Annotated in this window: 13 protein-coding genes and 2 pseudogenes; 5 read left to right on the top strand and 10 right to left on the bottom strand. The window is 31.5% G+C overall.

Going from position 1 to position 19,632, the window contains the following annotated elements; translation table 11 throughout:
- The first annotated feature begins 775 nt into the window (after window positions 1-775).
- Window positions 776-1,372 carry a mechanosensitive ion channel family protein gene (locus ACH6EI_RS10065; protein WP_028412904.1) on the top strand — a complete coding sequence of 199 codons (597 nt, stop codon included), beginning with the start codon at window positions 776-778 and terminating at the stop codon, window positions 1,370-1,372.
- A 2-nt stretch (window positions 1,373-1,374) separates the two neighbouring features.
- Here the strand turns inward: ACH6EI_RS10065 and ACH6EI_RS10060 are convergent, their stop codons facing one another.
- The 3 genes from ACH6EI_RS10060 to ACH6EI_RS10050 all read right to left on the bottom strand — a co-directional run bounded on the left by ACH6EI_RS10060 (window position 1,375) and on the right by ACH6EI_RS10050 (window position 3,586).
- On the bottom strand, window positions 1,375-1,953 hold the full coding sequence (locus ACH6EI_RS10060) for an HAD-IA family hydrolase (RefSeq protein WP_028412903.1): 579 nt from the start codon (window positions 1,951-1,953) through the stop codon (window positions 1,375-1,377).
- A 127-nt stretch (window positions 1,954-2,080) separates the two neighbouring features.
- Entirely contained in the window at window positions 2,081-3,094 is a 1,014-nt protein-coding gene (locus ACH6EI_RS10055; protein ID WP_028412902.1) for a glycine-rich domain-containing protein, read from the bottom strand.
- 72 nt (window positions 3,095-3,166) lie between these two features.
- Entirely contained in the window at window positions 3,167-3,586 is a 420-nt protein-coding gene (locus tag ACH6EI_RS10050; RefSeq protein WP_028412901.1) for a hypothetical protein, read from the bottom strand.
- Window positions 3,587-3,993: 407 nt separating this feature from the next.
- On the opposite strand from ACH6EI_RS10050, the gene ACH6EI_RS10045 reads away from it, so the two are divergent.
- Together ACH6EI_RS10045 and ACH6EI_RS10040 are read left to right on the top strand one after the other, a co-directional pair.
- On the top strand, window positions 3,994-4,485 hold the full coding sequence (locus ACH6EI_RS10045; protein ID WP_028409022.1) for a hypothetical protein: 492 nt from the start codon (window positions 3,994-3,996) through the stop codon (window positions 4,483-4,485).
- 81 nt (window positions 4,486-4,566) lie between these two features.
- Window positions 4,567-4,701, top strand: coding sequence for a hypothetical protein (locus tag ACH6EI_RS10040; protein ID WP_014459590.1), 135 nt, complete (start codon window positions 4,567-4,569; stop codon window positions 4,699-4,701).
- A 29-nt stretch (window positions 4,702-4,730) separates the two neighbouring features.
- Here the strand turns inward: ACH6EI_RS10040 and ACH6EI_RS10035 are convergent, their stop codons facing one another.
- The 3 genes and pseudogenes from ACH6EI_RS10035 to ACH6EI_RS10025 all read right to left on the bottom strand — a co-directional run bounded on the left by ACH6EI_RS10035 (window position 4,731) and on the right by ACH6EI_RS10025 (window position 7,017).
- Window positions 4,731-5,567, bottom strand: a complete 837-nt coding sequence (locus ACH6EI_RS10035) for a hypothetical protein (protein WP_098999481.1) — start codon at window positions 5,565-5,567, stop codon at window positions 4,731-4,733.
- Between the two features lie 119 nt (window positions 5,568-5,686).
- A pseudogene (locus ACH6EI_RS10030) lies at window positions 5,687-5,803 on the bottom strand (aminopeptidase); the annotation flags it as partial.
- Window positions 5,804-5,937: 134 nt separating this feature from the next.
- A complete protein-coding gene (locus ACH6EI_RS10025; RefSeq protein ID WP_397377224.1) occupies window positions 5,938-7,017 on the bottom strand; it encodes a type I restriction endonuclease in 1,080 nt (359 codons plus the stop codon).
- Between the two features lie 40 nt (window positions 7,018-7,057).
- Between ACH6EI_RS10025 and ACH6EI_RS10020 the strand changes: the two are divergent.
- Window positions 7,058-7,615: pseudogene (locus ACH6EI_RS10020) on the top strand (DUF3898 domain-containing protein); the annotation flags it as partial.
- Window positions 7,616-7,914: 299 nt separating this feature from the next.
- Here ACH6EI_RS10020 and ACH6EI_RS10015 read toward each other — a convergent pair.
- Window positions 7,915-10,656 (bottom strand): nSTAND1 domain-containing NTPase, encoded by a 2,742-nt coding sequence (locus ACH6EI_RS10015; protein ID WP_397377222.1) that lies wholly within the window; start codon window positions 10,654-10,656, stop codon window positions 7,915-7,917.
- 368 nt (window positions 10,657-11,024) lie between these two features.
- Between ACH6EI_RS10015 and ACH6EI_RS10010 the strand changes: the two genes are divergently transcribed.
- Entirely contained in the window at window positions 11,025-13,190 is a 2,166-nt protein-coding gene (locus tag ACH6EI_RS10010; RefSeq protein ID WP_397377987.1) for a nuclease-related domain-containing DEAD/DEAH box helicase, read from the top strand.
- Window positions 13,191-13,582: 392 nt separating this feature from the next.
- Here the strand turns inward: ACH6EI_RS10010 and ACH6EI_RS10005 are convergent, their stop codons facing one another.
- From ACH6EI_RS10005 to ACH6EI_RS09995, 3 genes are all read right to left on the bottom strand, one after another.
- Window positions 13,583-15,484 (bottom strand): hypothetical protein, encoded by a 1,902-nt coding sequence (locus ACH6EI_RS10005; RefSeq protein ID WP_397377220.1) that lies wholly within the window; start codon window positions 15,482-15,484, stop codon window positions 13,583-13,585.
- A 67-nt stretch (window positions 15,485-15,551) separates the two neighbouring features.
- Window positions 15,552-16,346 (bottom strand): hypothetical protein, encoded by a 795-nt coding sequence (locus ACH6EI_RS10000; RefSeq protein WP_397377218.1) that lies wholly within the window; start codon window positions 16,344-16,346, stop codon window positions 15,552-15,554.
- 1,122 nt (window positions 16,347-17,468) lie between these two features.
- Window positions 17,469-19,577, bottom strand: a complete 2,109-nt coding sequence (locus ACH6EI_RS09995; RefSeq protein WP_397377216.1) for a hypothetical protein — start codon at window positions 19,575-19,577, stop codon at window positions 17,469-17,471.
- Window positions 19,578-19,632: the final 55 nt, after the last annotated feature.

Below are 19,632 nucleotides of genomic sequence, written 5' to 3'. Positions count from 1 at the left end.
AAACAAACACCCATTTTTTCAGCTCTCAAATTTCATTATCCTATCTATATAAACGTAATGAGTTTAAATAAATGATATTTCTTGTGTATAACTATGGAATATTACTAAAAAAACACCTTCATACTTATCCACAAAAGAAAGAAAACATATTCAATGACTGTTATATCATCCTCTTTATTAATAAAAACATCCCTTTTATTTTTTTATTAACGATAATTTCCAGGTTATTTACTCTTTAATATAACTACTTTTATCCACAGTGGAAATAATTCATACTTTTAACAGCAATCTTCATACTATTGATTTTAAAATCCATCTATTGTAGAAGAAAAAACATAGTAAATAAAATAGCTTCCATATCTACTACGATAAAAAACATCCTTTAGCCAAAGGATGCTGTTCACAAAAAAGGGCTATTTTCCACACAGTTATTTATTGAAAAGCTATTTTCTTTCTAACCCTTGATATCATTAGGTTTTTAGAGGATTTTTCTTTCTTTAATATCTATATATAATGTTTGCTAATAAGATCTATACTAATCTCTGCTATAAGATTTTATTTAATATTTGTGTAAAGAAATGTTTTAAAAATATCTATACCTGAGGATTTTCACTTTTTCTAAATTAAGGAGTTTTCATTACATATACCAAATACAAATAAATTAAAATAAAACAATAGTTCAAACGCCTCTTAATAAATTCTAGTAGTATATTTTTTAAAATAAATTATACTATTCAGTAGAGAAAAATTTATAAAGCAAGAAAGGGACTTAGTCATGAAATACATACAGTGGGTACAGCAAACTTTATTTAATACCGGTAGGTGGATTGACATTAGTGAAGTAATCATAAAGATTATCCTCATTTTTATCATTGCTCAAATTGTCATCCGGTTTGCTCGCAGTGTCATTAATAAAATCTTTGATTTCAGATTTAAAACTAAACTGCTGAGGTACAACGAACGAAAAGAAATAACGCTGAAAAAACTTTGTCTGAGCATTGTCATGTACGTTGTGTATTTTATTGCACTTATTACGTCTTTAGAGGCAATCGGAATTAATATGAAAGCACTTTTAGCTGGTATTAGCGTAGCAGGGTTTATTACAGGCTTAGGTGCACAGAATTTGATTAAAGATATTTTAAATGGGTTTTTTATTCTATTTGAAGATCAATTCTCAGTAGGAGATCACGTATCTATAAATGATACGAAAGGAACTGTTGAAGAAATTGGATTGCGCACGACAAAAATTCGCGGAGTCGACGGAGAGTTTTATTTTTTTGCTAATAGTAACATTACAAAAGTAGCGAACTACACGCTCGGTGAAATCCCCGAAATACATACACCTGAACAAATAAAAACTCGTGAAGAATAGCTTCACGAGTTTTTATTTACGACCGTTGTAAAGAATTGATCATATGATGTAAGGTGATAATCTGCTTCAATATCGTTATTTTGAAATGCACATGTTTTAATTCCCAGTTCACGGGCAGGTTTTAAGTCGAGTTCGCGATCCCCAATTACTAAATCGAGCTGATACTTATCGTGAAGATAGGCATAAGCTCCGCTATCAGGCTTTCGTTTGTAGCCATCATCCTTTGTAATAATCTCCGTGAAGTAGTGCTTCATATTAAAAAATGCCAGGATATCAAGCGTAGATTGTCTAGACTTGTGCGTAACAATTACATTTGTATCCGCAAAGCTCAGTACGTCTTCTACGTGAGAAAAAGCAGGCTTATCTTTAGGATTGATTTTTTGTTCGAGCACATGGAAGTGTTTATCAAACAAAGACTTTTCAATATCAAAATGCTTGATTGCTACGTCAGAAGATATTTTCATTTGTTTTAAAATATCATCTTCTGAAATCGTTTGATCTGTTAGTAATTCTTTGAATGCTTTCACGATAGTCGGATAGGTATCAAAGATGGTTCCATCAAAGTCCCATAAAATATTCATTTTCGCTGTCTCTCCTTTTTAAAAACGTAACGATTATACCAAATTTTTCACTGCTTGTCAGTGAATCATTTTGTCGTCGTTGCATTTAAAGTAAAAAAACTCGTATAAAACGAGTTTTTTTACTTTATTAGCTGCTGCTGCACCCGCTCCCGCAGCTAGAGCTTGAACAGCTTGAGCTGCTGCAGTTTGAACTCGAACAGCTGCTGCCGCTGTCATGATGGTGGTGACCTCCGTCGTGGTGATGATGACGGTTGTCTTCCCATGGACTTGAACAGCTATAGCCGCTGTACGAGGCTGTATCTCCCGCATAGATTGTCTTTTTGTATAGCAGCAGTTCATTCATATGGCTTGAAAAGTTGGTGGCTTTGTAGAGAGAATAAAAAACAAAGCCTTGAAGAAGAAGTTCGTTTGATACATTTCCTTTTTTAGCCGCTTTTTTAAAATAAGTTGATCCGCCCGTTTTTTTTCTTGTTCGTGCAGCAGTGACTTCTTCTTTTAATGTTTGAATCAAATGCCTCTGTTGTGTTTCCCATTTGCCGTTTCTTAAGAAATAGCGATCTAGTAATTCATCTTCTGATAACCTTTGAAAATCTTGAAGCGTACTTTTATCAAGCGGATGCTGAAAAAATTTCCCCCAAAGCAGTCGGCTGTTACCCGTTATGTCAAACAAATGAGCATACATCCAATCGAAGAACGCTCGCATATCCGGCTGTGGGGATGGAGCTGTTTCTACATTTGGCTGGTGATGCAAAAAGCGGTTGAAAAAGTGTTCTGTAAAACGCTCATAATCTACTGTAAACATAATCATTTCATGCCATACTTCATCCACTTTTGCACTAAACATCGGTACGTCTTTGATGACTGCATTTAATAAAAAGTAGCGCTTCATCTCAAAAAACGTCCATTCCACTTCATCGTCTTTTGTATTTTTTCCTTTCATGCGCTGTTTCACTTGCTGAACATAGGCTGCCGGTAAAGAATCTTCTAGTGAATGAACAATATCTTCAAACCCTTGATTTTTATGTATTCCGAGATCATCTGGAAGCTCCTCTTTATACAAGCGAAATCTTCTCGATTTTACAATCCCTTTAATAATCAAAGCTAAAAGAATTACCGCTCCTACTATAATGGCTGCTATCATCTTCTTCCCCCTGTATCGTATCTATATATTCAATATTTTACCACATTCGTAAAACACAAAAAAAGAGCTCAATTAACTTGAGCTCTCGTCATCATCTGGTATCTCGTCTACCTTTTCTACTTTGACTAGACCTTTCGTGCTATATTCAAGATCAAAGTATGCTTTGACGATATCCCCTTTTTTCAAATTGCTTGGAATCGGTTCATTTAAATTTTTATCGGAAAATTTAATGCCCGTTCCTTCTTTTGTTGTTCCGCTGTATGTACCATTTTCGATTTTTTCAATAGTAATATAATACACTCGATATTTGTGCGCTTCCTCGTCGCCTTTCGCTTTTTCTTTAACGGTTTCTTGTTCAGGAAGCTTACTCAGTGTTTCTTGGGCCTGTCCAGAAGTCGGCTCTGCTGATCGATTTATGAATTGCATCACAACTAACACTAAACATATAACTACTAAAACTAATAATAATATCTTTTTTGCTGATAAAGACAATGAACTGTGCCTCCTTACACCTTTATGTATATCATGCTGCACACAAGAGATTATACACGATAAAGGATTAGAAATTGGAATAAATTCTATAAAAATAGTAAAAATATGAGAAAGTACCTAGAATTTTTTACGCTTTTCTGCACTTTTTTGAGATAGAAAAGAAATTTGGTACCTTATCCTTAAATTGTAACTGATTCACTTCATTTTCGGAAAGAGTTTTGCCCATTTTGTCGTAAAAAAGTCATAATAAGAAGGAATATCACACCATATTGTCGAACGTATGTATATACTTATAATGAACTGCCGAACTGCTTTTCTCTATCCTCATTGTTGAGGCAATATGGCAACTGAAACAGCTTGCTGTTAAATTCAGATTACACATCTATACTCAGGAGGTGGAATGCAAAATGATGTTTGCACTTATTGTTGTGGTTGGTATCGTAGCACTTGGCGTAGCTAGCTTCTACGTCATTAAGCGACCTCAAGGCGCTGTTGATCCTGAGGATCGCAAACCGCTTGTTTCTGTAAACGGGCATGTTAAATTTGCAGAAGGAATTAATCAAATTTCCATATCTAAAATTGACATGTACGATCAGCGTCTTGTTATCAATCAAGTAGCTATTATTCCATTTAACCGTATTCAACGAGCAGAATTTTCAAAGGTTGTCAAAAATGAAAAAGGCCTTCACGGAGCTCCTGTTCAACGCTATTTCGGTGAGTTAACCATTCATTTCACAGACAAGAACGGGCAAGAAACATACATTCGCTGTGAAACACCGAAAAAAAATCAATTTCACCTCATCTACCAGTACGATTTAATGAAAAGACAATTAAATAAGCGTCTTGGTCTTGAAGATCAGCAGCCTTACCTTACTCTCCAAGAACCATACGAACTATAAGAGAAAACCTCCCTTTTTTCACATATTATTTCACTTCCCTGTACATACTAGAAGCGAAACTGAAAATGGGAGGTCATTCCAATGGATTTCGTCCGTTTTTTGCAATATTTTTGTTCGATTGCCGGCGCTCTATGCTTAGGGTTTACCTACTATCACATGTTCAAGCGTGACGCTCCGGTAAAAAAAGAAGAATCACAGCAAGGTGGAACTGAGTGAAGTTCGCCTGCCGTGATTCTTCTTTTTATTTATATATTATTTATTTTTAGCCCAACAATAATTTTTGGTAAGTACATTTTTAATAATATTCCGTAGCATACAAATAGAATTGTAGGAATAATAATGAATTTTGAAAAAAGTAAAAATGCAGTAATAGACAAAGTTATAAAAATAATAAGAAAAATAACTAAGTGTTTCATGCTAGACACCTTTTGGTTATTAATAATATCAGCGATACCAACTAATATCATTAAGAAACATATGTAATCTATTACACCTTGTATCAAATAATATTGTTTGACAACAGATTCAACAGTTGACATAGCAGACGTGAGATATAATAGCATAAATGAAACCACTACAGTTAATAAAGTCAACAGGAAAGGTATAAGCACAGGTGAAAGCATTGTTCTAAATAAGTGACCAAATGACCGAGATATACTTCTTTCACTTAAATAAGAGAAAGCATTAGGTTGGTTATATTTAAGGTTATTTCTCTCTGCACTCAATCTTTCGACGAATTCCTCGACTTTTTTCTTTTCTATTCCAGTACTAAAGCTTCCAACCTCCTTACTTAGATCATAAGATAAATACGGATAAGCAGCCTTTAAATTCTCTTCTAATTGACTAAACTCTACTTCATTTATTAAGAATCTATTTAGTGCATACTCCAATTCTAGTAAAATTGTTAATACCTCACTGTACTTTTCTCTTTTATAGTTTTCACTATTTAGTAATTGAGTTCTGAACTCTTTGTACAACCATGTTCCAATTAATGCTATTAATAAATAAGTAATTAATTGCACATAATTTTTGCCAAATAATTGGTCTACACTATTTAAAACAATTTTTACTAATTCATTCATTTAACGTATTACTCTCCTCTTTACATTAAAAAAACTTATAGCCACTTCTATAAATCGAGAAGTGGCTAATTCATTTATTACCTTGATTATTGTAGAGACTTCATAGATTAAACTGTTTATTAAAACGCCCAGTTCCCTTTTCTAAACACAGGCTCGCTTGTACCGTCAGCTTTGATGCCGTCGATGTCCATTTCAGCTGAGCCAATCATGAAGTCAACGTGGGTGATGCTGTCGTTTTAGAGTGGAAAATTAGGGTTCTGTGACCAATCCGTGACCACTGTGTGACCAAAAAATTTAGGCTCTTAAGCTTTTTGTTAAAGGTTTCCTCAAATATTTCATTTACAAGCAAAGTATTTTAATTTTTATTTTTCTACTGAAATTGCTTTGCTACTTCGATTATTTCATCTTTGTATAACGAAATCTCATTTACATCATTTAGTTTATACATGGTTTTTTCTTCATTGTTTAGTTGTATATATTTATTAGCTGTATTGAACCCTAACCTGCAAATCCATTTTCGAATGCTGTTGTCTAATAGCACATTAAAATAGCTTTTATTATCTCGGTAATGAACTCTACTTGAATCAACCTCATCTTTTAATAGCAACTTTACAAAAACATATCCTTCTATTTCTTCTTCTGTTGTAACAATGGTTTCGATAGTAACTTTATCTTCAGCAACATGTTCATCTTTTAAAGCCTCATCTTTTTCTACTATATGTTCCTCATTGTCAGTTGAAGAGTTCAAGGCTTTTTGAAGCTTGTCATTTACTTTCTCATTTACAAATTGTGCTAAAGATTTTTGTACAGTTTCTCTAAAATTATCTATCACTTTTTTTGTTTTTACACCTTGGTATACATCGCTCAACACAAATTTTATAAATTCATCATTTGGTTCTTCCCATTGTTGACTTAAGAAATGTTTAATCTCATTTGTATATTTTAATTCCGAAGCCGTAGTAAGAACATTTTCAACGTTAAATACATTCTTTCTAAACTTTGCTATCTCATATATATCGTTATCTCTAAAATCAAGCAAATTAAAAATAAAGAAAGGCTTGGTATCCATTTTATTTGGTTCTTCTAAGTCAGTATAAAATCTATATTCAATACCATTCGTTAGAATAGCAAATTTAGCTTTAGTTGTACCAAAATACCTGAATAGCTGAGAATTATGTTTAGGAAGTTTTTCATGCACACTTTTTGCTTCAATTAATATTACTGGACTTCCACTATCCATAATTGCATAGTCAATCTTTTCTCCTTTTTTTATACCAACGTCTGCTATAAATTCAGGCACAAATTCTTCTGGATTAAAAACATCGTATCCTAATGTTTGTATCAAAGGCATAATTAAAGATGTTTTTGTTGCTTCTTCAGTCTTAATGTTATCTTTAATCCTTTCAAATCTATTAGAAAGAACCTTAATTTGTTGAATGAAACTTTCCATCTCATCTCCTCCTTATGTACTATTACTATGCTTGAAAAGGAAAACTATGAAATCATTTCAATACCCGTACACACCTGAAGAAGGCATGGTGGAAGAAAGCGAACTCGTTATCCACCAAGCGTCTCATGCCCGTTACTTTGAAGACTTTTTGAAATTCATTGACTACAACGAGCCGATGCCTGAAATTATGAAAACACAAGTGATGGATATGGTGCGTGAACACGTCAGCGAAACGTTTGAAGCAGAAAGCGTAGAGCTTGAACAGTTTGAATCGGACATGGAACTGTGGGCAACAAGTGAAAAGCGTGAGCTTTAAGAACGTTTGGATACCCACCAAGTCATGGAAGCTGCTGCTCATATCGTCGAGCATACGCCTGATGCAGAACTTAAAATGAAGCTTGGCGAAACAGAGATTAAAGGACTGTTAGCTGATTTCGAGGAAAATATTCACTTAGCGAAAGTGAACGGACGCTACGTGGCTATAATTGAAGCGGAATCGATTCTGCTTGAAAAAGGCGCGTCTCCCATTGAGTTTCATAAGCCTGGTGATTTGCACGGGATTATTGAGAAAATCAACAGTAAGAAATGGGAAGAATAAATAAAAGACAGAGAGTAATAAGAATTCTTAAAACATTAGTGACCAAAAACGTGACCATTTTATCATTTTAAACACATTGTCACATCAATCTTTATTATTACTTCTAGTAATTATATTAGTGACCAAAAAATAACCCTAAGGCTGTGAACAAAGGTTTCCTTACTTATACTTATCACAAATAAAAAGGAGAGCAATTTGTTTTGCTCTCCTTTTTGTTCATGACAAATTTTTAGTACCCTATAAAAACTTACCAGCATAACTTCCCCAACTTAAAGCTCCAATTACAATATTTCCAATTTTCAAATCATAGTTGCAGAATTTTTTTCTTTAATAACTTCTGTAGCCCACTTATGCCATTTCAATAAAGCTAGTCCAGTACGAGTTTTAGAAGCGTCTTTCCACTCCTTATTTAAGAGTTTTGCTACCATTGTTCCTACTTCACCTGAGCTAGGTGCAGTCCTTTGTTCTTTAATATAGTGTACAATTAGTTGTATCGTTTGAGTTTCAATTACCTTTTCTGCTATAGTTAATTTATAGTCATCGTCTAAGTTCACTAATTTTATTGTGTCAATTTGTTTTATTGCTATTCCAAGTGACTTTAGAACAGTAACTGCATTTCTTAAGCCCAGATTTTTTAATTCCTCTTCATTATCTGTACCATGTTCAATTTTTGTAATTAACTCTAAAATTCTTTCTGGAGGGGCAGCCCCTAAAAACGGCTGTATTCGAGCGCTAACAGCTATTCTACCATTAGGTATCAATATTTGTTTAGGCATAGGAATCTTCTCTGACAAGTAAGTGATTTGTCCATGGCTAACTCTTATAATATTCAATCCTAAAAACCAGTTTATAACTCTATTTATATATACACCAAATGTTTTTTGTGAAAATTGAGATTCTTTATACAAATTAATAAATGTCTTTTCAAACTCTTGGAAAGTTACTCCAAAACCATCACCATACTGTGTTACTAAGGTTTTTAATAAAATATGGCTATTAAAAAAGGAATAGACTTTATTTATTGCCTCATTTTCTGTCTCTTGAAGAAGTATTATTCTCTCTCCCTGCCTGGTGACATTTCCGAACATAACCATATCCCTAATAAGGTTTTCCGAGGCTTTTATACTAATCTTCAAATTCTTTGCTATGTCTGATAAATTCATTTCTTTTTGGTTTAACAGCAATTGTAAAAGGTTATTATATTTATTTAAATTCCCTTGAGGGATGTACGTTATGGTTATTCGAGGTACAGAACCTGTTAAAACATAATCTTTAAAAATATCCCAATATAATATTAGTTTGTGTGCTTTACGAATTATCAACCTTCTATTAAGTAAAGCATGAACAGTTTCGCTTCCAAAATCCTGGTCAACTTTAAAGAAATCTGCAGGAGACTCATTAGCAATTTTCCTTAAACATGCCTGCTCGGATGAAGATAATTCACTTAAATCTCTTTCAAATAAAGATTCGATATCTAGTCCTTTTCCCATTATTTCATTTTGTTCGATACCATTCTTGATTAAAGAATGAACATGAATACACAGTTTCTTTAATAACCACGGATAACCTTGACAGTGGTCTATAAGATATTTCTTCAAGCTAGGATTTAAAGATTGCCCCAATTCCTTTGAAAATATGCTTAGAGCCTTGTTTATTTCTTTAGGTGTGAATGTAGGGAGTTGAAATTCCCTCCTTCTATCAGATAGACTTTGCCACATATAATAAGCTGGATGGTCTGTAGGTGTAGTTCCATCCGTTTTCCAAGCAAACCCAAGGATAATGTTTTCTCTAGCTGAATCTATAGCAATTGCTAATTTTCTAATACTTTCAAATAAATCAGCTAATTCATTTTTAGAAAATATCTCTTCAAATTGGTCAAAACATAAGATTAAAACTTTGTTTTCGTCTCTTAGCGACTGTAATATTTCAGCCAAACCTTTACTAGATAAGGGATTAGTAACACTGTTTATAATGATTTCTTCTGAAGGTTTGGCGATGAATCCTTTTTCCACTGCAGAATTAATACATGATAATAGTGATAACTCTCCATACCTACGTGAAGTTGCTGCCCGCACATCTACTGCATGAACAAAGAACTTAGTTTTATATCTCTTACTTTTTGATTTTGAAACTAATTTTAGTAATGCTGAACTCTTTCCCCATCCTGAAGGAGCTTTAATAGCCAAAAGTCTTGTATTAGTTTCATTTTCTACTACAGAATTAAAATACTTAAATATGTCACGGAGTAAATCCTCTCTCCCTATGAAATCTCTAGGCCTAGAGGGTCTGTAATCCGCCCATTGGTCTCCACCTGTAACTATTGCAATATTGCTAAGTTCTTCTGTAAGCTCCTCTGTAAGTAATTTACTTTCATCGTTCAGCTCAGTCACGATAAATTCGAGGTCGTTTAATGAAGTCTGCAATTTTGAGACAGAATTAATTACATCTTTATCAATTATTAACTTAGAATTTTCAGCATCATATAAAATCACTCCATATGGTACACCCGCAGAAACATGTAATACTTTAATAGCCCAAAACCTTCCATACTCAGAAATTATAAGGGTATTTTCCTCTGCATAAGTGTATTTTTTATCTTTTGGTAACGCTATAGGATTACATATCTTACCTGAACTAATTAATAAGTCTACTAACTTATCAGATGTATAAATATTCAATTTCCTTCTGTCTTCTGGAACTTTTTGGGACCATTCCTCTCTAAAACCTTTTGCGTCTTTGCCCAGCGGTCCAGTTGTGAACAACCATCCTGAAGAAACACCTTTAAAAAAAACATTTCCTAATAGTTTAGTAAGTACATCTGCCGATAAATTATTTTGGTGAGCTTTACATTCTACAAAGATTGTTTCTCCACTAATGAGATGTTTTGCTAGCAAATCAACTTCCATAGCTGTAATTCTCACTTCTTCTAATACATCATACTGTAGGATAGATAATAACTCTTTCCCTAAATTTTCTAGAAGTCTCCCCTTTTGAGTGTTAGTGGCATTGTCAGACACAACAATTTCTATAAAATTTCCCATTTACAATATCTCCTTGTTATGCTTAATAGTAATAACCAAAAAATACATAAATCTACTTTTATATCAAAATTATACCACCAAAGTCTCTTAATAGTTATATAGTATTGATTTAATATTAAATAAATTAGCCTAGGTCCTTATCGTATAAAGTATCGAAAAAATTTATCTACCTCTTCATCTAGATACTTAATATTGCTTTTTTATTTTATCAGTTTCACATATTAAGTATTGCAAATTCTTCTTTAACCTCTAAGTATACCCCTACTTCATCCGCTCAATAGTCAATAATTATAATGAAATTAGAGCGTATAATATGTTATAAATTATATATAGAAAATTCAGTGAAAGTGGTGGTTCTTTTGGCTCAAATGTATCCTAATTATTTTTCAAACGATATCAGTAATGGGGAGAAAGAAGTATTTAAAAAATTTTCTGATGATAAATCTTATACTAAAGACTGGATAGTACTTCATTCTTTTAATATCAGTCAACATAATAGGCATAATCATAATGGAGAAGCAGATTTTGTTATACTAATACCAAACAAAGGAATTTTGATTCTCGAAGTAAAAGCACATAAAAGTGTTACTTACGACCAGACAGGATGGACTCTGGGATTGCAAAGAGATAAAAGAGACCCTATTTCTCAAGCAAAAGATAATATGTTTAGTATAAAGAAATCCTATATAAATGGGTATGACTCCACTATATTTATGGATTGGGCTATAGTATTTACTTATGTCGACAAATTTTCTGATGGTAAAGGTCAATCAAAGCAGGCTACTAATTTCCATTCGTATCCAATAGTTGGTTCAGAAATATTTTGGTCAGAAAAATTCTTTTCTCATCTTGAGAGCCTTATGGATAAAACTAAGCAAGAGGGGCGTCCCCACGATAGAGGGATAACCATCCAAGCTGATTTTGATAATCTTATACAGTTATTACGACCATCAATCTGTGGCGTAGAATCACCCAAAGGATATTATGAGAGAACTAAATGTGAAGTCGCTCATTTAGATAATATCCAATACCAATTTCTTGATTTTATACATACACATCAAAGAATCATCTTTGATAGTCATGCTGGAACAGGCAAAACCATTTTAGCGCTTGAAGCTGCACGAAGAACTTTAGAAAAAAAAGAAAAAAGGATATTATTTGTTACTTTTAACAGACTAATAAATAAGTATCTAGAAAGTCAATTTCATCCAAATGAAAATCTTCTTGTTACAACTATAAAGACTTTAAATTCCCAAAAAATTCTTAAATCGCATAATCAATTTGATATTCTAATAATAGATGAGGCTCAGGATATTATTTTTAAAAAAGAATTCTTGGAAAAATTAGATAGCGTTTTAAAAGGCGGTTTAATAGAAGGTAATTGGATTTGGTTTGGAGACTTTAAGCTACAAAATATTTTTAATATAGATAATCAAATAAATATTCAACGTCTTCAAACTGAATATAATGCTTCTTGTTTTAGTTATAGAAAAAATTATAGAAATCCTAACCAGATTATTTCCGCATGTAATGCAATATTTAATACTGAGTACGAGAGTGTTAGAAAAGATAACCAACAATCAATTCAAATACATTACTATAAAGATAAAGATTATAATAAAGAGCATGAAATAATAAATGACATCATAGAAGAAGTTAAAAAACTAGGATTTTCTAATAAAGATATAATAATATTAAGCGCAAAGTCGACCGGTGTTGCACAACTCGTAGCCAACAACGTTAATGATAAGTATGCCCAAAATATAATGGTTTTCGATTTAACTATGTTAAAAAACATAAGATTTAGTTCAATTAGTGCTTTTAAAGGATTGGAATCGCCAATTGTTATATTAACAAGTATTGAGAAAGGTATAGCTGATGAATTTATTTATATCGGTTTAACTCGAGCATCTAATCGCGTCTATATACTAGGTAATGCGGAAAACAAAACTGTTACCAAAATTGATTCCTTTCTCTCTTTAAAACCTTGTAAACATAAAGACTGTGTAATTAAAGACCTAATTAATAAATATGAAGATGGTCCCTCTCAAACCACTATAAAGCAAATAATAAATTTAGATTTCAAGAAAATAGATTATATGGACAAAGCTTTTATACAGTCATACTATAGAATACACAAAATAGAAATTGATAGAATGTTCGCGGAATTAATTCAGGATATGGTTTTCGAGGAGGAGATGTTAGAAAATCATATTAACTCATATACTACACAGAATAGCGGAGACATTATAAATACTCTTGAGACTGAAGGTTCTCTTACAGTTCAAAGGGATTATGAAATACCCGAACGACTACAAATAGAAATAGGAACTATTATACAAATATTCTGTGAGTTTTCGAATTTCGATTTCAAAGGGTTTGTTAATTATTTTAATGAAGATTTTTCCATTAAGTACAGACATGATATCACTATAGATTTTAATTTTTTTGATGGAGACTCAGAAAAATACATAGACTTTGAACTAGAATACAGACTTAGCCCATACCCTATTGATTACTTTTCTGAGCGTTAATAAAAACTTAATTGTTACAAACTTTTATTATTGTTCCGTCATATAACTTACATTTGTTCTGTGTGCATAAAAGTATTGTTAATTCTAAATCAATGTTCGTTCTAATATAAAAAAAGTTTCATTATGGGACTCTCTTGTCACAACTACTTTTTTAATCAACGATTACTTACTACTATAAACCTAGTTATAAAAAAGAAGGTTTCTGAATGTTGCTAAAGGATTAATCTTTTTTAATTCTTTAGGGACTTCAAATTTAACTTCACCAATTTCAACTGTAATAGAATCTTTAACCTTTTCTATAGACAAATTTAATCCTATACTACAGCACGCTGATAGTAGTAAGCAATAAAACAAGACCTATCTAGTAATTAGGCAGGTCTTTGCTTTTTAATTTATTCACCTCTATTGCTTTTGATACACAAATCATCGTTGATTTTAATAACTATTATGACAAATAGTTTAAGAATCAAGTAATAATCTAACTCGTATTGTGTCTCATCATTAACATTTGTTCCATGTAAATATTTATTTCGGATATCATGACCGTTAGTAAACTTTGATTTATTGAGATAATAATCAAGATAATCTTGTTCATTTCTTGAAAGCAGGCTGTTTTCAAAATCAACAAGGTTGTGAGTACCTAACTCATCTATTAATACTTGTATACTCTCAGGACAATGCCAATAACTAATTACTTCTTCATAATACAGTTGCTTAAGAACATATATTACTCTTTGGTCTACAAATTCTAAGTAGCCCATGTTGCTTTCATGAATTAAGTTATTATCAAATAACCATTGCATTGTTAACTGTTGATGTTTTAGAAAATCACTTCTATTTAATTTTCTAGAAGTTATCAAGTCAGAAAAATTCTTATACCTCTCCTCTTTGTGGGGCAAATAAAATATGCCACTCTGGTCAGAAAACAATAAGAATGATGCTGTTTTATACCAGTCACTAGAAGAGTATACATATTTCTTTTCATTAAATGATTTAATATCTTTATTCTTAAAACTAGAAGATGACATTTGAATTAATTCCTGGTCTATTATTCTATCTTCAATTAGGATATTATACTGTTTAAAAATCCTATCTATTTCAGGAAGAATAGTTCTACACTTTTCAAAATATGTTGCTTCAGTCGAAGGCATTTTAACGATGAAATTGCTAATTTGAAATTCTTCTTTTATATACACATCAAAAAACCATTCAATCATTTCTTCCAATCTCACATCAAGAACATTTAACACATTGACATAGCTATATATCTCAGCATCAGCCAACATTTCTTTGAAACGAAAAGAGGATGACTGATAATATAGGTATTCTGCTTGTGGACTAATTACTGACTCTAAAGCACTACTTTCACTTTTTTTAGAGTCAAGTTCTAATCTCATTTTTTCATCAACAAATTCAAATAGATAAATAAAATTATTCCAAAGTGTAGGATAATCAGTATTTTTTTCTAGCCATTTTCTACTTATCTTAATGTCCGCTGTTCTATCGTCCATAGTCACCAATATAGCTTCATCTTGTTCATTTGGATAAGAAATCTGTACTCCTCTTTCAATACCTGCTCCATTATTAAAGATTTTTTCCGCCTCTATTTTTTCTTTCCTCTTAGCACGTAACTTAATTTTATCAGGTATACTTAAACCTTTACTTGCTGGGAAAGTAATGATTTCCCTCAATATATTTATATTAACTTGTGGTGAATCAATATATTCATCAATCAAGCTTAATATATCTGTCTCATCTAAAGATTTGGGTAAGAATAAAACATTTTCTTTTAAATACTTTGAGATAATTTCCTCTGCGTTCATAGAGTCAGATAGTAGCACATCTTTAACCGCTTCATCGAAATACTCAACCAATTTCTTAAACTTGAGTATTGTATCGATATGTACATTTTCCTTTTCAAGAAATCTTCTAAAATCATCTATTTCAATTCTTTGATATATTTTGTAATCTTTAAGCACTTCAAAGAAATCATCTGTGGCATCAAAGTCAATTTCATCATATAGATTGATAAATCCATCTTTGTGACACCCCATGAATATACCAATTTTTTGTCTTATTCTTTTCTCATAATCTTTTATATCAATATTTGTCTCTTGTACAATATGGTCACTAACTCTTTTAATGTTTATGTATTTTAAAATATTATGAAATTCTAATAAATCAACGATTCCCCATTCAGAATTAATATCTTCATCATTAATTTTTTTCACTATTTTTTTTACTTCTTCACCAAAAGCTATGTCATAATCAGAATAGAATTTAATCCCTAACATACGCTCTCCTTTCGTAATCATCCTCTTTATATAATTCTTTAAGCATATTGTTCCTTATAATCCTTATTCAGCCCATCATATTAGATACGACTGCTCCTACAATTGCTCCTAAAAGTAGCGTAATGATAGCGTAAAGCCAATGGTCCTTAATAGCTTCATAAACGCCTTGGGGAGATAGTCCATAGGGTTCATGCCATTTAGCATTTGTTTTCAGATTTCCTGATGCTACCTTATCTAGAATGGAATGAAAAACATCGACTTTCTTTAGAGTTGACATGTGCAGTTTTACATATTCTTTATTAGTAAATGCTGCAGCTTCGGATTGTCCATCTAAAAAATCCCTATGTGAGATTTTATTTTTTTCAATTAGTTTTTCTAACCTCGGATGACCAATGTAACCTACACCATAAATATCAATAAGCAATCTTGCTAAGTCATATTTTTTTTCATCGTCTATTGTTTCAGGTCTTCCTCCTAAAACCCTATATCTATTTTCAATTGCTTCAAATCCAAAATTCAAATCCCTCATATTCCAATGAATCCAAGTATAGGACTTATGCTTCTTAACAAATTGAAAAAACTCTTTTAACATTTCTCTTTCAAGTTCATCATAGTTATTTTCAATATCTTCAAATGGTGTTTTTTTCATTTCGGCTACCTTATGAATACCGAACGATTTCGTTTGTGCTGTATTATAATACCTTACTGCTATCGTAGTAACCCTCGGTGTATAACCACTGGGAACATTATAAAAACTTTCACATGAATAATGGATTAACAACAAATGTGAAGCATTGTTCACAAGTTCATTGATAGTCTCAAGAGCCTTTTTTCTTTTTTTAATTTTATGATTAAGGTTCATGCTATTACCATCCTCGTATGACATAATATATAAATACTATTAATCTATTAATTATAACAGATTTTTAACAATATATTACATCAGCAATATATCTTAATTCAACCATCTAGAAGGAATCGTAGAAAATTGTGTTATGTATGTGTAGCAACATAGGTTTCCTTGCCTTAGAAAGCACTAAGAAAATGTTTTGTATACTCCTACACTACCGTATTTAGTTGAAGTGTAGTTATGCAAACCTCTTTCAGAGAGTCAAATGAAAAAAGAGACCTTTAAAGTTGTTTTGCTTCTAATTCGGTCTTTCTCTTAATTAGAGTTCTCTTATTAATGCCTATCATTTCTTAAGCTTCCTTATATGTAAGATTATCAACCGCTTGCAACTTATCCACTAATCTCTTAAATTGTAGTCTATCTATTTTCATCCCTGTAAAATTCCACTTTGAAGATGACTTCCCACCATTCTTTCCTTAGTTCTTCATTTTATACAGCTAAATCTTACGTAACTGTACTCACACGTGCATATCCACATTTCATATTGTTTTCCGCTCTTATTTGTGTCACTATATTTTGTCACCTTTAGATACCTTGATAATACTGGACTGGAACAATGGTGATATACTATTAAGTTTTGTCACCATAAAATCTGTATATATAATAATTTTCCTTATGTCCCCAATAAAAAAAGATGGCAATTAACATTGCCACCATCTAATTCCAATTACTCCTATTTTTATTTGTGTTCTTTATAATTCTTGTTCACTTTCTATGTTTCTTAATAAGAGAATCAAACCCTTTATCGGAGAGGTTTGCAACGATTTTCACTTCTTCTTGTAGTTCTCCACAATTTCCAATTTACAGATGTATACCTCTATCATGTATTTGACGCTTTTACTCACTAAGAAGTATCATTAAGTATCCATGAATTTAAATCGCAGATATTCCAGGATTTAATATATAACATTTGATTCCAAAATTAAATGGGAATCTCAGTGCGCGAGAATTACTTAAACTACTTTAATACTAATGCTCAATGATATCTGGCACTTTCTATTGTAGAGTAGTGGTTATAATATAAAGTAGAAATTGTAATTTGCGAATACAAATTACAATTTCTTTTTTAAGACTTTAACGCTTGCTTTCTCCAGCTGGCTCTCCTAAAACTTCTCTCATCTCATCTTCATTTGGGAAGAGGATAGAATATTTATATTTTTCCTTTTCCAAATCGGGTAAATCTGGCGAAACAAAAAGTTCTTTGCTTGACATCTGCATCGTATTTGCCACATACAGCATAGGAGCATAGCAACCATTTAGTCCATAAAAATATGGTTCTTCTAAAAAGTTTATTAAGTCAGTAGTAGTCATTTTAGCGTTCCTTATCGGAACTTTAGCCAAAATATCTTCACCTGCTTGGATTGTTAGTTCTCCATCCTCAATAAATTTCTCTAGACTATTATAATCTGTTATAGGTATACCATTTATCTTTTCTCCCGACCTATAATAGCCACTAATAACTATAAAAGGAACTATTTTAAGCCTATTTAATTCCTCAATATTTATTCCTACTCTCTCGCAAAACTCATCCGTTTTTTCCTCAATATATCTCAAAATTTTGCTAATTTGACTATTAGCCTTTTTAATTACTTTATTTCCACTTCTATAATCTTCAGGTTCGACAGGGTCTAAATGATTCTTCACTTCAGCTATAAAAAGATGTGAGCCTTTATGAGCTATAATATCTATATCTCCTTTTACTTCTTGTCCACAAGAAGTAGAGTAATAATTAAATGTATAGTTATCCCCATAGGTTACAAAGCCAGAATTAATAAACAATCTCCTAACAGCTTGTTCGAAAAGTGTACCTTTATTAGACAAATTTATTTGTAACATTTGCAAGTGACGAGTAAAAGTCATATACATATTATTCATTAAAAAAAGACTTGGTATTATAATAATAGACTCTTTATTTTTTATTAAAGGCTTATAATACAGGTCATTTATTTTATCTTCCCCAAAACTAAAAAATCTCACCCACTTATTTATATCATCCAGTTCAATATTTCGCTTAAATACTTTTGATAGCATATATGACAATTGTTCATGTAAACTTTTTATCGATACACATAGAAAAGGAGCTTTGGGAAATTTACCATATTTCTTAATAAAGTACTCAGTCGCTTCATAATAAATAGTTGCCATATTTCTTAAACAGTAGTAAAAGATAAATGCTTCTTCAATATTTACGTTATTATATTCCAGTTCTGAATAACCCTGAACCTTTAATAATGTCGCTATTTTTATGTATTCTGAGTATCCAACGTTTATAGAATTTTCCATATTTTCATAAATTATTTGAGGAGTTAACCTTAAAGAAAAATGCTCACCTCCCCTTTTTAATTCAAGCACTTTTCCGTAATCTATTTGCTTTGCATTTTTTTTCTTGTTCATTAAATTATACGTGAATTTCTTATTTAAAAATGATTCTCTTATGAATGGTAAACGATACCTAATATATTCATCTTTATCTGTGTAAATAAACCTTACTTTATTTTCTTCTCTTTTAACTACCATCTTATTTAATGTAACTTCGTTAATTAGCCAATATAAAAACTTTAGACTTACATTTTTTTGCCACATTTTTTCGTTAATTGATAACGGCTTTAATTTTTCTATATCTTTTTCTTTATGTGCTTTTTTACTAAATAAACCTTCTTCGCACATTGAAGCCCACTTTTCAATTAAAATGTTTAAAGCTTCTATATTATTTTCATAGAGTGCTTCACTCTCACTACCAACATGGTTAAAGATTATGTAAGGATTCTTTTTTTCATTATTTAATATTGTATGATTTATATTCTCAAACGTACTTAAAATTTTGAATAGAGCTATAGTCTGGTTATCCTTTTTTAGCCTTGTAAGAAAATCATTTATGTCCAAATTTAATGACTCAAATTCACCATTTATATATTCACATTGCTCTAAATACTCATTTAAATTATGCAAATTTTTAAGCTTTAAGTAGTTTATTAAAGGCGTACAAAATAATCTTTTTCTTTTTGCATCGTTAGTAGTGTTAATTAAAATTTTCTTTCCTTTAACTTCCTGTAAAAAATTCTTTTCCGAAAAACCGCTATTTACAATCAACTTCTCCATGTACAGTTTCATCATCAAGAAAGCTTGTTCATACTTTTTTTTACTTAACAGTTGCTCAACATTAGTATATATATCTAAATCCATTTTTAAAATCTCCTGCCCTATATTTTTTATTACTAACCTCATTTGGTTCTCTAAC

Origin of the sequence: Priestia sp. JSM ZJ58 (assembly GCF_044383985.1) — a bacterium.
GTDB classification, from domain to species: Bacteria; Bacillota; Bacilli; order Bacillales; family Bacillaceae_H; genus Priestia; species Priestia zanthoxyli.
This window is presented reverse-complemented; position numbering and strand designations above follow the sequence as displayed.

What these genes read in the sequence shown, in the direction of transcription:
- ACH6EI_RS10065 (WP_028412904.1), top strand. Translation starts at nt 776, where the DNA reads ATGAAATACATACAGTGGGTACAGCAAACTTTATTTAATACCGGTAGG.
- ACH6EI_RS10060 (WP_028412903.1), bottom strand. Translation starts at nt 1,953, where the DNA reads ATGAATATTTTATGGGACTTTGATGGAACCATCTTTGATACCTATCCG.
- ACH6EI_RS10055 (WP_028412902.1), bottom strand. Translation starts at nt 3,094, where the DNA reads ATGATAGCAGCCATTATAGTAGGAGCGGTAATTCTTTTAGCTTTGATT.
- ACH6EI_RS10045 (WP_028409022.1), top strand. Translation starts at nt 3,994, where the DNA reads ATGATGTTTGCACTTATTGTTGTGGTTGGTATCGTAGCACTTGGCGTA.
- ACH6EI_RS10040 (WP_014459590.1), top strand. Translation starts at nt 4,567, where the DNA reads ATGGATTTCGTCCGTTTTTTGCAATATTTTTGTTCGATTGCCGGCGCT.
- ACH6EI_RS10035 (WP_098999481.1), bottom strand. Translation starts at nt 5,567, where the DNA reads ATGAATGAATTAGTAAAAATTGTTTTAAATAGTGTAGACCAATTATTT.
- ACH6EI_RS10025 (WP_397377224.1), bottom strand. Translation starts at nt 7,017, where the DNA reads ATGGAAAGTTTCATTCAACAAATTAAGGTTCTTTCTAATAGATTTGAA.
- ACH6EI_RS10015 (WP_397377222.1), bottom strand. Translation starts at nt 10,656, where the DNA reads ATGGGAAATTTTATAGAAATTGTTGTGTCTGACAATGCCACTAACACT.
- ACH6EI_RS10010 (WP_397377987.1), top strand. Translation starts at nt 11,025, where the DNA reads ATGTATCCTAATTATTTTTCAAACGATATCAGTAATGGGGAGAAAGAA.
- ACH6EI_RS10005 (WP_397377220.1), bottom strand. Translation starts at nt 15,484, where the DNA reads ATGTTAGGGATTAAATTCTATTCTGATTATGACATAGCTTTTGGTGAA.
- ACH6EI_RS10000 (WP_397377218.1), bottom strand. Translation starts at nt 16,346, where the DNA reads ATGAACCTTAATCATAAAATTAAAAAAAGAAAAAAGGCTCTTGAGACT.
- ACH6EI_RS09995 (WP_397377216.1), bottom strand. Translation starts at nt 19,577, where the DNA reads ATGGATTTAGATATATATACTAATGTTGAGCAACTGTTAAGTAAAAAA.